The 12683-nt window shown below is 67.3% G+C and carries 13 protein-coding genes; 11 read left to right on the forward strand and 2 right to left on the reverse strand.

The window, feature by feature from the left end; all coding sequences use genetic code 11:
* The 10 genes from VNE60_11840 to VNE60_11885 form a co-directional block, all read left to right on the forward strand.
* Window positions 1–2191, forward strand: a 2191-nt coding sequence (locus tag VNE60_11840) for a vitamin B12-dependent ribonucleotide reductase (GenBank protein HVB32211.1), incomplete at its 5' end; no start/stop codon positions are given.
* A 153-nt stretch (window positions 2192–2344) separates the two neighbouring features.
* On the forward strand, window positions 2345–2632 hold the full coding sequence (locus VNE60_11845) for a hypothetical protein (protein HVB32212.1): 288 nt from the start codon (window positions 2345–2347) through the stop codon (window positions 2630–2632).
* A gap of 171 nt (window positions 2633–2803) precedes the next feature.
* The gene (locus VNE60_11850; protein HVB32213.1) at window positions 2804–3046 is read left to right on the forward strand and encodes a hypothetical protein; all 243 of its coding nucleotides are present in this window, start codon (window positions 2804–2806) and stop codon (window positions 3044–3046) included.
* Window positions 3043–3261: a DUF2283 domain-containing protein gene (locus VNE60_11855; GenBank protein ID HVB32214.1), complete on the forward strand. Its 219-nt coding sequence runs from the start codon at window positions 3043–3045 to the stop codon at window positions 3259–3261. Before VNE60_11850 ends, VNE60_11855 begins: the two co-directional genes overlap by 4 nt.
* Window positions 3262–3437: 176 nt before the next feature.
* Window positions 3438–3824: a hypothetical protein gene (locus tag VNE60_11860; protein HVB32215.1), complete on the forward strand. Its 387-nt coding sequence runs from the start codon at window positions 3438–3440 to the stop codon at window positions 3822–3824.
* A gap of 563 nt (window positions 3825–4387) precedes the next feature.
* Window positions 4388–5335, forward strand: a complete 948-nt coding sequence (locus VNE60_11865; GenBank protein ID HVB32216.1) for a YncE family protein — start codon at window positions 4388–4390, stop codon at window positions 5333–5335.
* 454 nt (window positions 5336–5789) lie between these two features.
* Window positions 5790–6704 carry a hypothetical protein gene (locus VNE60_11870; protein HVB32217.1) on the forward strand — a complete coding sequence of 305 codons (915 nt, stop codon included), beginning with the start codon at window positions 5790–5792 and terminating at the stop codon, window positions 6702–6704.
* A gap of 1145 nt (window positions 6705–7849) precedes the next feature.
* Window positions 7850–8725: a carboxypeptidase regulatory-like domain-containing protein gene (locus VNE60_11875; protein HVB32218.1), complete on the forward strand. Its 876-nt coding sequence runs from the start codon at window positions 7850–7852 to the stop codon at window positions 8723–8725.
* Window positions 8726–8760: 35 nt separating this feature from the next.
* Window positions 8761–9732 (forward strand): alpha/beta fold hydrolase, encoded by a 972-nt coding sequence (locus VNE60_11880; protein HVB32219.1) that lies wholly within the window; start codon window positions 8761–8763, stop codon window positions 9730–9732.
* A gap of 3 nt (window positions 9733–9735) precedes the next feature.
* Entirely contained in the window at window positions 9736–10998 is a 1263-nt protein-coding gene (locus VNE60_11885) for a serpin family protein (protein HVB32220.1), read from the forward strand.
* 10 nt (window positions 10999–11008) lie between these two features.
* On the opposite strand, the gene VNE60_11890 is transcribed toward VNE60_11885, so the two are convergent.
* Both VNE60_11890 and VNE60_11895 read right to left on the reverse strand, forming a co-directional pair.
* The gene (locus VNE60_11890; protein HVB32221.1) at window positions 11009–11404 is read right to left on the reverse strand and encodes a type II toxin-antitoxin system death-on-curing family toxin; all 396 of its coding nucleotides are present in this window, start codon (window positions 11402–11404) and stop codon (window positions 11009–11011) included.
* A 3-nt stretch (window positions 11405–11407) separates the two neighbouring features.
* A complete protein-coding gene (locus tag VNE60_11895; protein HVB32222.1) occupies window positions 11408–11635 on the reverse strand; it encodes an AbrB/MazE/SpoVT family DNA-binding domain-containing protein in 228 nt (75 codons plus the stop codon).
* Between the two features lie 182 nt (window positions 11636–11817).
* Here VNE60_11895 and VNE60_11900 point away from each other — a divergent pair.
* A partial coding sequence (locus VNE60_11900; protein HVB32223.1) for a hypothetical protein occupies window positions 11818–12683 on the forward strand: 866 nt, incomplete at its 3' end.

Genomic DNA, 12683 nt, shown 5'->3' on the forward strand with positions numbered 1-12683 from the left:
TGCCCTGTCCAACCATAAGGACGGCATCTACGACACGCTGGCGAGCATGGCGCTCATCCATCAGTCGGGCGGCGGCACGGGCTTCTCGTTCTCGCGGCTGCGGGCCAAGGGGTCCATGGTGCGTTCCACCACGGGCGTGGCCTCGGGTCCCATCTCGTTCATGAAGCTGTACGACGCCAGCACCGACGCGGTGAAGCAGGGCGGCACTCGGCGCGGGGCCAACATGGGCATCCTGCGCGTGGATCACCCCGACATTCTCGAGTTCATCAGCTGCAAGGAAGACCTCACGCAGGTGACGAACTTCAACATCTCCGTGGCGGTGACGTCGAAGTTCATGGAAGCGGTGGAGCACAAGACCAGCTACGACCTCGTCGATCCGGCCAACGGCAAGGTGGTGGGCCAGCTCGACGCGAACATGGTCTGGGACAAGATGATCCTGGGCGCGTGGCGCACGGGCGAGCCGGGCTGCTTCTTCATCGACGAGGCCAACAAGTACAATCCGGTGCCGCACCTTGGCGCGTACGAGGCCACCAATCCGTGTGGTGAGCAGCCGCTGTTGGCCTACGACGTGTGCAATCTGGGTTCGATCAACGTGGGCTACTACGTGCAGGACGGCGTGATGGATTGGGACGCGCTCCGGCGCGACGTCCATCTGTCCACGCACTTCCTGGACAACATCATCGACGTGAACAAGTACCCGCTGCCCGAGATCGACGCGCTGTCCAAGCGCATCCGCCGCATCGGGCTGGGTCTCATGGGCTTTGCCGACATGCTGGTGCGTCTGGGCATCGCGTACGACACGCCCGAGGGCGTGGAGATGGGGCGCAAGGTGATGGAGTTCCTGGACGTCGAGGGCAAGCGGGAGAGCCAGCGGCTGGCCGAGGAGCGCGGGCCGTTCGCGGAGTGGGCGCGGTCCATCTGGGGGCCCGACGAGACCTGCGCGCGCGACGCCGAGGGCAAGCGCATCCGTCCCATGCAGATGCTGCGCAACTGCAATGTCACCACGGTGGCCCCGACCGGAACGATCTCGATCATCGCCGGCTGTTCGTCGGGGTTGGAGCCGCTGTTCGCCGTGGCGTTCATGCGCAATCAGGCGGGCGTGATGATGCCCGACGTGAACGAGGACTTCGTGCGCATTGCCAGGGCCGAGGGGTGGTACAGCGAGGAGTTGATGGCGCGGATCGCCAAGGAAGGCACGATCGCGATGCCCGAGGTGCCGGAGCGCTGGCAGCGGGTGTTCGTGACGGCCAATCAGATCCTGCCCGAGTGGCACATCCAGATGCAGGCGGCGTTCCAACTTCACTGCGACTCGGCCATCTCCAAGACCACCAACTTTGCGCACACGGCCACCGTGGACGACGTGCGCAAGATCTACGAGCGCGCGTACGCGCTCAACTGCAAGGGCGTGACGGTGTACCGCGATGGGTCGCGGGACAACCAGGTGCTGTCCACCGGGGCCACGCAGAAGGCGGCCGCGGAGCGTGACGGCAGCGCCAAGGCGTCGCGCGAGGAGATGGGCGATCTGCGGGGGACGATCGCCGAGCAGGACGCGGAGATCGAGCGGTTGAAGAAGAAGGTGTACGACGTGGAGGCGGAGAATCTGCAGCGGCGGGCCAAGCGGTCGCGGCCCGAGAAGCTGCGGGGCACGACCATCCGCAAGGAGACGCCGTTGGGGACGATGTTCGTGAGCATCAACGAGGATGATCGCGGGCAGCCGTTCGAGGTGTTCATCACGTTGGGCAAGGCGGGCGGGAGCGCGATGGCAGACGCCGAGGCGATGGGTCGGTTGATCTCGCTGGCGTTGCGGTCGGGCATTCCGCTGCCCGAAGTGCACCGGCAGCTCAGAGGCATCTCGTCGGACCGGGTGGTGGGACTCGGACCGAACAAGGTGATGAGCGTGCCCGATGCGATCGGGCTCGCGTTGGAGGAATGGATGCGGGACAAGCAGGGGGTGCAGCAGGAGCTGATCGCGGATCGTTCCGCGCCGGGCGATGCGACGGACCCTGTGGTGGTGCGGCAGGTGGGCAAGGCGACGCCGGCGGCGGGTGGCGCCGGCCAGGCGCAGTTCGAGTTGGAGGCGTTCGACGGCGGGCAGGCGTTCATGGGAACGTGCCCGGACTGCGGATCACAGCTCGAGTATGCCGAGGGGTGCGTGAAGTGTCACGTGTGCGGGTTTAGTGAATGTGGGTAGGACGGTAGGACGGCAGGGGGGTAGGACGGTTGACCCGCGCACACTGCAGACGGCGCCCCAGCGATGGGGCGCCGTTGTACTTTAGGGATCCTGGCAGGGAAGCCGCGTTCTAATCTTTCTAATGTCCGGCTCACCGTTCACGAGGAGGCACCGATGGTGCAGCGAATCAGGCGATTCTCGATCGGGCAGACGGCGAAGATGATGGGGATCCTGTACGCCCTGATGGGGCTGATTTTCGCGCCGATCTTTCTTTTCGTTGCGCTGTCCGCGCCGCAGGGGACAACCGGCCCGTGGGGAGTGGGTGTGGCCGTCGTGATGCCCGTGCTGTACGGGGTGTTCGGATTCGTCTTCGTGGCGCTGGGCTGCGCGTTGTACAACTGGGTGGCGGGGTGGATGGGCGGGATCGAAGTGGAGATGGAGATGCCGGGCGGAAGTGCGTAGGCGGCGGAAGAGGAATTGGAGGCTGTGACGGTCATTCGCGAGCCGTTGCTCCTGACCGCGTAGCGAACGCCGCGGTCGTGAAGCGCCTTGATCTGATCCGCGCTCGAAAGATCTGCCGGAATCTTGACATTCCGGCCCCTGAGCGGGACTAACGTCAACCATCTTTCACGCGTGACGACTTACCGATTCACCACATATTTCGAGGAGGAAGTGCTGCGGAAACGGCCCTACCTCCGCAAAGAGTGGTGCATTCGCGCCATCGAAAAACCGCTTCGCAAGGAGCGCCAGGAGAGCAATCGCTGGCGTTTTTGGATCGCGGTCCCGGAACTGGATGGTCGCTTCCTGCGAGTCGTCACCCTTGATGATCAGATTACTATTCATAACGCCTTCCCGGATCGGGGATTCAAGCCATGAAACTGAACTATCACGCGGACACCGACTCGCTGTATATCGATCTCTCGGAGCAGCCGAGCGTCGAGACGCGTACCGTCTCGGAGGGGATCGCGTTGGATTATGATCGGGCGGGCAACCTCGTCGGCATCGATATCGATAACGCGAGCACCAAGGTGCAGCTCAAGCATCTGATCCTGAACAAGCTGCCCGCCGAGATCGAGACCATCGCCGGCTAGAGATCATGACTGGCCTGGCCCTCACGCCTGCTCGTGGACCAACTCCTCCCATGACAACGCAGCAGTTGCCAGAGCTACCGGCGATCGGGACTCGTTGTTGACGTGGCACGCCGTGCCCTGACACTCGCTTGCCGCGGGCGGCCGCGCAGCGTCGTTAGCCCCCGAAGGAGTGATCCGTGAAGTCTCGACCGTGGGTTCGGCGAAGCGTGTTGGCTGGCGCGCTGGCTGTCTTGGCCGTGGTGGTGTGGGGCACGCTCGCCGGAGCGCTTCGGCAACTGTCCCGATCTCAAACGCTGGGCACCCGGATCGAGACCGCCGTTCAGCTCATGGGTTCGCTCTTGAGCGTGCTCGTCATGGCTACCTGTTTCTGGCAGCGGCGTTGGGCGCATCCGCTACGTATGGCGTGGGCGGTGTCGCTGGCCATCACGAGCGGCCTTTCGGCGCTCGTCTGGGGTCCACCCATGTTCGGCGTCGCGCTCCTGTTCGCCGCAGCAACGCTGCTCGTCGCGCTGGGGTTCATCCGGGTCCTGCGTTGGGCGCAGGCCGAACAGGAACGCCGATGACGTCAGCGATCACTCTCGACCGCTTCGCGACGCGAGTACTGTGGGCGCTCGCTTTCATTGCGGCCGGCCCTCCTCACTCGGCGCTGGCCGCTCAAGCACACGGTGAACTCTCACTGGCCGTGACGGACACCGCGTCCACGGTGGTACGGCAAATCGCTCCCAACCTGTGGCTCGAGGTGCGGGGCGATGCCGGCGGGTGGGAAGTGGCGGCGAGAGCGTCCGCTGAACGACGCGGAGACAACCTCCTGTATCACAGCCGGGAATGGCACGGGCCATATCCAACCCAAGTGTATCCGTGGCTGGAAGCGACGAACTACTTCGGGCGGAGCGTTCGGGTGCTCCCGGTGCGCGGCTACCCGTGGATCATACAGCTCTCCTGTGAGGGCTGCGTCACGAAGGGGAGCGGCACCTCGTCGCGGTTCGTCGCGGGTGTGCTGCACGTCAGTTGGAGAATCGAGTCGGAACCGCAGCACGGCAAGCCGCGCCGTCCAGCCGCCGCACAGACCGCGCGGTGCGCGGCCACCGCTACGTCGCTTACCCCCGCACATTGGTCGGCGCCGAGCATGCCGGCGACCATGGCGCCGGCCGGCCACCTGCAGTTGGTGGCCGACGTCCCACTTCCGGGGCCGGCCAACCGGTTCGACTACCAGAGCGTGGATCCGGCCAGCCGCCGCCTGTACATCAGCCATATGGACGCCGGCCGGCTGCTGGTGTTCGACCTCGATGCGTCGCGCGTCGTGGGCGACGTCGGCGGCGTCGATCGGGCAACGGGGGTGCTGGCCGTCCCCGAACACCACACGATCTACGTATCGGCGGCCGGCGTGCACCAGGTGGTCGCGGTCGACGACCAAACGCTCACGGTCCAGGCACGGATCGCCGGGGCGCGCTTTCCCGACGGCATCGCCTACGCGCCGGCGGAGAACAAAGTCTTCGTCTCGGACGAATCGGGCGGCGTGGATCTGGTGATCGATGCCCGCACCAATACTCTGCGCGGCCTGATCGCACTCGGCGGCGAGGCGGGCAACACGCACTACGACTCGGAGTCGCACTGCATTCTCGTGGCGGTGCAGACGCGCAATCAGCTGGTGGCCATCGACCCGGCGAGCGAGAAGGTGGTGGCCCGCTACGACCTTCCGGGATCGGACCACCCGCACGGATTCACCGTAGATGAGACGGGGCGCCTGGCGTTCGTGTCGTCCGAAGGCAACGCCACGCTGCAGCTGCTCGATCTGCGCACCATGAAAGTACTGGCCACGTACCCGGTGGGCGACGACCCCGACGTGCTCGCGTGGGACGCGGCGTGGCGGCGGCTCTACGTGGCGTCGGAATCGGGCGTCGTGAGTGTGTTCAACGCAACGCGGAATGCGCTGCAGCCGGTGGAAGTGCTCCACATTCCGCACGCGCACTCGGTGGCGGTGGATCCGCTGACCCACCGGGTGTACCTGCCACTGCAGAACGTGGACGGCCGCCCCGTGCTCCGGATCCTCGCTGCCGACCGCGATCATCACTGATCGCCTGATTCCGCTCCGCACCGGCGGCGGTCGAGCGCGCCTTGCGGTGATTCGGTACGCGCCGGCGCAATCTGATTTCAATCGTTTGGCATTCGGCGGCGATATATAAGTAGGGGACCGACCACTCGGCACCCCGCGCGGCGCAGATTGCGCCCCGCGCTCCTCGCCACGGTCACCTGACGCCGCCGTCGGGACCGTTGACCTCTCCGCCCTGCTCCCGGACTCCACGCGTGTGTCAGCCGACCTCTCCCATTGGCCACCGGACTGCTCGCGCGTGGCCGTCGAGTCCTCCGGCCGGTCACCCGACTTCGCACCTCGGCCACCCGGCTGCTCCACTCGGCCACCCGACCTCGCATCCCGGACAGCGGGCTCCTCCACCGGGTCACCGCGCTTCGCGGCGCGCCCACCGCGCGCCGCACTCCGTTCCCCCCACTTCTCCATCGGAGGCAGCACCATGAAGCACACGGAAGCCAACAAGCTCAAGTCGTTGCGGGCCGCGTACGCGTTCATCGCCGACCGCGCCGAGCAATTACCTGGCGTCGCAAGCTCCGGCGCCCGCCGCCGGCTGGGTGAACTTCTGTCCACCATCGACGACCACGCCGCCGCGCAGGCGGCCAGCGACCTCGCGGCGCAGATTGCCACCCGCAAGCGCCACGCCCTCCACACCGCGCTGCTCCGCGATCACATGGCGCCGATCGTCAGCATCGCCGCCGCCGAGTCGCTGGCCTCGCCCGCAGTGTCACCGCTGCGTATGCCCCCGCGCTGGACCAGCCCCGAGCAGTTGCGGGCGCACGCCGCCGGCATGGCCGAGTTCGCCGCGCAATCGGCTCATCTGTTTATCTCGGCGGGGCTCCCCACCGACTTCGCCGAGCAGCTCAACCGCGCCGCCGGCGCCATGCATGCGTCGGTGAACGAGCATACGCGTCACCGACTGGCACGCGCTCGGGCCACCGCCGGCCTCCGCATGGCGATCGCCGCGGCACGGCGGACGGTGAGCGCGCTCGACGCGATGGTCACGAGCGAACTCCGCGCCGACCCGGCGCTGCTCCGCGCGTGGAAGGTCGCGATCCGCCCGGAGCGCGTGCCGCGCCACGCCGCAGGCTCGAGCGTCGCGGTAGCGCCCGGGGTGGCGCTGGTGCCGATGGCAACGTCCGTGGCAGTGCAGCCGGTCGAGTTGCCGGATGCCGTCTTCGTCACCCCGCGCATCCGGGCAGCGATGGAGCGCATGCTGGCGTGGGCGCTCTCCAGCCGTATCTCGAGTGCCAGGCTCAGCGGACGAGAACGGCCGTTGCCTCCGTCAACGGGCGAGCGTGAATCGACCGAGAGAGATCTCCTCCGGCGCGGATGGCTCGAGATACTTTGGCGTTAACGTCAAATCGTAGGGCCCCGCAGCCAGAGAGTCTCCCAGCATGTCGGCCGTCGGGACATGTCCCCAAATGACCACCGAGTCGCCGGGGTTGAGGAGCTTGACGTATGGCAGGAGGTCACACGCCGACGCCGCGTACGCCGGGAACCAGTCCCACTTCAGTTGCCTCGTTCCTGGCAGATACGCACGTATGGCATTCGCGGGTCCGGTCTGCATGCAGTGATCCCACCCAACCGTCTGCGTGTCCGCTCCGATGTTGAGCACGCGAAGCCTCACTTGCACGGTATCCGGGTTTCCGATCAGACTGGCCGTGGCCGCGACGGAGAGCCCCGGCGGCCCCGGCGGCCCCGGCTGCACGGATCGAGTTGCCGAGCAGGCAACGACCACTGCAGCCACGCTGACGGTTGCAAGAACCCACCAGCGCGCGGTGGTCGACACACGCGAAATGACCTTGGCGCCCATAGGACTACCTCAGCTCCACTCTTCAACGTACAGTAATGGATCACAGCCGCAAGCCAGGAGGCTGGATACATGGCCCCGCCGCCGCTTGCCTCGCCGTCCGCCGCAGAGCGCCGGGGCGTTATCCAGCCAACGCCAGCCGTCATGTACCTCACGGATCTCTAATGCCGCGTTCATGATGGGTTAATCTGCGGGTAGTAAGCTCGAACGCATGCGGAAGTCACACGTTGGGTGTGCGTACCGCCGCGGCGCGGGAGTGCTCATGCTGAGCGCGGCTATTGCGACGCCGTTGGCCGTCGCGTGCGGCCAGGCACCAGACGAGGTCGTTTATGACTATGCGCACGTTGACCAACCCGCTCAGATGCGTGCCGGCATGCGGCCGCCGGTCTTTCCCATTCTGCTGCGCGAGGCCCATGTCGCGGGGAAAGTTGTTGTAAGCTTCATAGTTGATACGCGTGGCCGAGTTGATCTCCCCACATTTCGCGTATATCGGACCACGCACGAACTGTTCACCCAGGCCGTTCGTGACTGTCTGCCGAGGTTGCGGTTCACGCCCGCGCTACTGCGGGGGCACGCTGTTCGACAACTTGTGGTTGGTGCGTTCGATTTCCCGTTGGACACGACTCGTAGTAGATAACGGAATGGGAGCGCACCGCCGGTGGAGCGCTCCCCCGCGCGAGGAGGTATCCATGAGATTGCCGATGCACGATCGCCGCCACAGGCTTCTCCTGGCCGGCATGTTGCTGGCAATGGCAGGCGCCGCGCCGTGCTCCGCGCAGCAGCCCGTTGCGCGCGGCACGGGAATCATCACGGGCAGAGTGGTGGATTCCGTGGCCGCGCCGGTGCCCGGCGCGATCGTATCGCTCGATACCCTCGGCCTCGCGACCACCGCGGATTCAACTGGGACGTTTCGGATCGCTGGGGTGCCGCCCGGCCGGCGTACGCTCACGATACACGAGATCGGCTTCGCGACCACGAGTGTGCCCTTGTCGCTGGCCGCCGGCGAGACGGCGGTCCGAACCATCACGGTCGCACGATCCGCCGTGATGCTCCCGGCCGTCAGCTCCCGGGCGGTGGGGCAGTTCGGCAAGCCGGCGCGGCTTGCGTATACCATGAAGTACGATGAGTTCTACCGGCGCCGGTATTCGTCAACCACGAGCGGGCTGTTCTACACGCACGAGGACCTGCTGAAGATGAAGACGTCCGATCTGCCGGACATGCTGCAGCGCGTGCCGGGTCTTCGGTTGCGGCAGAACATGGGCAGCACCCAACTGTCCTTTCCCGGGTGCAGCAACAACCATATCCTGATCATGCTGGACTACCAGCGCGTCTGGCCTCCGGACAGCCTGCTCCGCGGGAGTTCCGGAACCGTCCCGATGCCGCCGACGAGGGGCGCCAGCGGTTCCCTGCCCACCATGGGAGGGTCCGGCGGCGATCCGTTCGAACTCATCGGCACGCTGCACATCAACAATGTCGAGGCAATCGAGGTGTACAAGGACTTCGCATCGCTGCCCCTGGATGCGATCGGCGAAATCTGCGGCGCGATCTACATCTGGACCCGCTGATGTGGAACGTGTTCGCTTCCAAACACCCGTCCCTTGTGTTTTCCCGGCCACTCGCGGCCGTCGCCCTGCTGGCCGTCGCCGCGGCGGTCCGGCCGCTGCCGGCGCAGACGGCCGACTCCAACTACGCGCGCTCCATCGCCGCGATCGCTCAGCGGCAGGCCGTTGACGACAGCATCGGGGCGCCCGGTGCGCGAAGCATCCTCCTCACCGGCGGCGCGCCAACGCCGCGCGTGATCGTGCTCCTCCACGGCCTCACCGACTCGCCGCGCCAATTCGAGAGGTTGGCGTATCTCCTGTACGCGGACGGCAACAACGTCTACGTGCCACGCCTTCCGGAACACGGCCTGCGCGGCGGAAGCGTGGGCGCGCTCTCCGCCCTGACCGCCGCCCAGTTGCAGGGGGTCGGCGACTCGGTGGTCACCGAAGCGGGCGGCCTCGGCGATTCGGTGGTCGTGGTGGGCCTGAGCATGGGCGCCACCGTGGGCGCGTGGATCGCCCAACATCGCCAGGTCACGCGCGTGGTGCTCATCGCGCCGGCCATCGAGCCGGGCCGCATCCCGTCGCTGCTCGACCGCCCGCTCATCGGCCTCGCCGACCGGTTGCCGAACATGACGCGGCGGTCGCCACCCGACACCACGAGACCCGACCGCGAGCCGGGATTCAATCTGCACGCGGCGGCGCAGATCTTCGAGTTCGGACGCTCGATCCTGAGCGACGCCGCTCGCGACACTCCGCGCACGCGTGACATGGTCGTGCTGGTGAACGCCGCCGACCGCACGGTCAAGGAGTCGGCGGCGGAGGCGCTCGCACACGACTGGTCACGACACGGTGCCATGGCCCTGGTGTACGAGCTTCCGGACTCGTTGCGCCTTCCGCACAACATCATCGATCCGCTGCGGGGGCAAGCCGCCGGCGAAGCCGTGCTCGACCTGCTCCGGCGCCTCGCGTACGGGCAGCCGCCGCCGCCGCTGGTGCGGAGCCTGTCTCCCAACAGCGCACCGGAGTGACCCATGCGCCTCATCCGTCATCGTAGTTCGCTGGCCGTTCTCACCGCGCTCCTCGCCGCCTCGGCGTGCGTCCACTCGCCAACCGCGCCCGCCGGCCCGTCGGCAGCGCTCACGGCGCTGCCCCGGCAGCTCTCCCCCGCCGAACAGTCGGTGCTCGGCGCGGCCAACGCGTTCTCGTTCGCGCTCTTCGGCAAGGTGTCGGCCGCGCAGCCCGACACCAACGTCTTCCTGTCGCCGCTCAGTGCCTCGATGTCGCTCGGCATGGCCCTCAACGGCGCCGCCAACGGCACCTACGACGAGATGCGCTCGGCGCTCCAGTTCGGCTCCACCTCGCAGCACGACATCGATGCGGGCTACCACTCGCTCATCGCGCTGCTCACGGGGCTCGATCCGGCCGTGCAGCTCGACGTGGCGAACTCCGTCTGGTACGACCGCACGTTCCCCTTCTACCAGAGCTTCCTCGACACCACCAGGACGTACTTCGACGCCGACGTGCAGCCACTCGACTTCACCAACCAGAGCGCCTCACTGGCGGCCATCAACGGCTGGGTGAACACCAAGACCAACGGCAAGATTCCCACGATTCTCGACGCCATCCGGCAGGGCGACGTGATGTACCTGGTGAACGCGGTGTACTTCAACGCGCACTGGCGCACGCGCTTCGATTCGGCGCTCACGCAGGCGGCGCCGTTCACCCCCGCCGCGGGCGCGCCGCAGCAGGTCATGCTCATGCACCGCGAGGGCACGATGAGCTACGTGCAGACCGGCGCCTATCAGGCGGTGGACCTGGCCTACGGCGACTCCGCGTTCACGATGACGGTGCTGCTCCCGGCGCCCGGCGTGAGCGTGGACGCGCTGGCCGATTCGCTCACGCCGGCCTTCTGGACCACGCTCACCACGAGCCTGCACGGCAGCAAGGTGGACCTCTACCTGCCGAGGATGAAGCTGAGCTACGCCCGCACGCTCAACGGGGATCTCAAGGCGCTGGGCATGAACGCGGCGTTCGTGCCCGACGGCGCCGATTTCACGCGCATGTCGTCGATGGGCACCGCACTCTACGTCAGCTTCGTGAAGCAGAAGACGTTCGTGAGCGTGGACGAGAGCGGCACCGAAGCCGCGGCGGTGACGGTCACCGGGGTCGCAACCACTGCCTTCGAGCCCCCGGCGGTGATGCGCGTGGACCGGCCGTTCGTGTTCGTGATCCGCGAGCGGTTGTCGGGCACGATCCTGTTCATGGGCAAGATCGCGAGCCTGCCAGGCGCCTGACCGGGGCCGACTACTTGGCCAGCCGCACGACGCGTTCACGCAGCCACGTCCCCATCTGCGCCTCGCTGAGCGTGCCCGCGGCCAGCGCGGTCATCGCCTGGACCACCTCGGGCTCGTCTGCGGCGAGATCCCTCCCGTTCAGCCCCAGGAAGACCACGGCGGTCAGGAATGCGATCCGCTTGTTGCCGTCGTTGAACGCGTGCGCCTTCGCAAGGCCGAACGCATACGCCGCGCCGAGTGTCGCGAGATCCACGTTCGGGTCGTAGTGCCACTTCTGCCGCGGCCGAGCCAGGGCCGCCTCCAGCGCCGCGTCGTCGCGAATGCCCTGGAGGCCGCCGTGCTCGCGCAGTTGATCGAGATGCACGGCCTCGACGACGACGCGCGGCACCCACCGCGGCTCACGCATTGCCTACCTGGCGAGTTCGCGAAGGGCGTTCCTGAACTTCTTCGCGGCCCGTGCGGCCACGTCCAGGCCGGCCGCCACGTCGGGATCATACGGGGTCAACAGGATGCCGCGGTCGGTCTCGACCGCCAGCACCCGGTCGCCCACGTCCAGGTGCAGCCGCTCGGCCATATCCTTGGGAATGGTGGCGCCGATCGAGCCGCCAACCTGCCGCAGGGTCAGATCGCGAACCATCGGGTCTCCGTAGCATGTAGATGCTACAAAGGTAGCATAGGCGTGCTACGCCGCAAGGCTGCCCAACCTACGGCGTGAACCCCATGGCGCCGCGGCCGAACATTGTGCAGACTCTTGTCGAGTTCTGGAGGCACGGCTGCGCGCACGGCGCGCCGATCCAGTACCCACCTGGAGCCAATTCGATGCGCACCGTTCGTTTTCGCATGACGCCCGCGACGCTCGCCCTGCTGATCGCCCTGTCGACGCTCGCGCTCTCCACCACCACGCGGGCGCAACAGATCCCGCCGTCGGTGTACGGCGCGCTCACCTGGCGCAACATCGGCCCCTTCCAGGGCGGACGCGTGGAGGCGGTGGCCGGCATCCCGGGCAACGCGTCCACCTTCTACTTCGGCGCCGTCAACGGCGGCGTCTGGAAGACGGTGGACGCGGGGCAGACGTGGGAGTCTTCGTGGAAGGGGCCGGACGTCGGATCCATCGGCGCGCTGGCGGTGGCCCCGTCCGACCCGAACGTGATCTACGCGGGTACGGGCGAGCCCGATCCGCGCACCGACATCGCCTCGGGCGACGGCGTCTATCGGTCCACCGACGCGGGGCGCACGTGGACGAACGTGGGGCTCGGGGACTCGCACCAGATCGGCCGCATCGTGGTGGACCCGCGCAACCCCGACGTGCTGTATGTGGCCGCCGAGGGCGACGTGTTCAAGCCGAACGCGGAGCGCGGGGTGTATCGCTCCACCGACGGCGGCAAGAACTGGGAGCGGACGCTGTTCGTGAACGACAGCACCGGCGCCATCGACCTGGCCATGGATCCCACCAACCCGCGCATACTCTTTGCCGCCATGTGGCAGGTGCGTCGCACCCCCTGGTCGCTGGTGGACGGCGGCGCCGGCAGCGGGCTGTACCGCTCCGCGGACGCCGGCGCCACCTGGCAGCGCGTGGAGGGCGACGGACTGCCGGCGGGGATCTGGGGGCGCACGGCGGTGTCGGTGGGCGCCGACGGACGGCACGTGTACGCGCTGATCAACGCGCACGAGGGCGGGCTGTATCG

It is taken from the genome of Gemmatimonadaceae bacterium (genome assembly GCA_035533755.1).
Lineage (GTDB): Bacteria > Gemmatimonadota > Gemmatimonadetes > Gemmatimonadales > Gemmatimonadaceae > JAGWRI01.

Bases quoted from the DNA above. Each gene is read 5' to 3' on its own strand.
- VNE60_11845 (HVB32212.1), top strand. From the start codon at position 2,345: ATGGTGCAGCGAATCAGGCGATTCTCGATCGGGCAGACGGCGAAGATG.
- VNE60_11870 (HVB32217.1), top strand. From the start codon at position 5,790: ATGAAGCACACGGAAGCCAACAAGCTCAAGTCGTTGCGGGCCGCGTAC.
- VNE60_11885 (HVB32220.1), top strand. From the start codon at position 9,736: ATGCGCCTCATCCGTCATCGTAGTTCGCTGGCCGTTCTCACCGCGCTC.
- VNE60_11875 (HVB32218.1), top strand. From the start codon at position 7,850: ATGAGATTGCCGATGCACGATCGCCGCCACAGGCTTCTCCTGGCCGGC.
- VNE60_11855 (HVB32214.1), top strand. From the start codon at position 3,043: ATGAAACTGAACTATCACGCGGACACCGACTCGCTGTATATCGATCTC.
- VNE60_11865 (HVB32216.1), top strand. From the start codon at position 4,388: ATGCCGGCGACCATGGCGCCGGCCGGCCACCTGCAGTTGGTGGCCGAC.
- VNE60_11890 (HVB32221.1), bottom strand. From the start codon at position 11,404: ATGCGTGAGCCGCGGTGGGTGCCGCGCGTCGTCGTCGAGGCCGTGCAT.
- VNE60_11895 (HVB32222.1), bottom strand. From the start codon at position 11,635: ATGGTTCGCGATCTGACCCTGCGGCAGGTTGGCGGCTCGATCGGCGCC.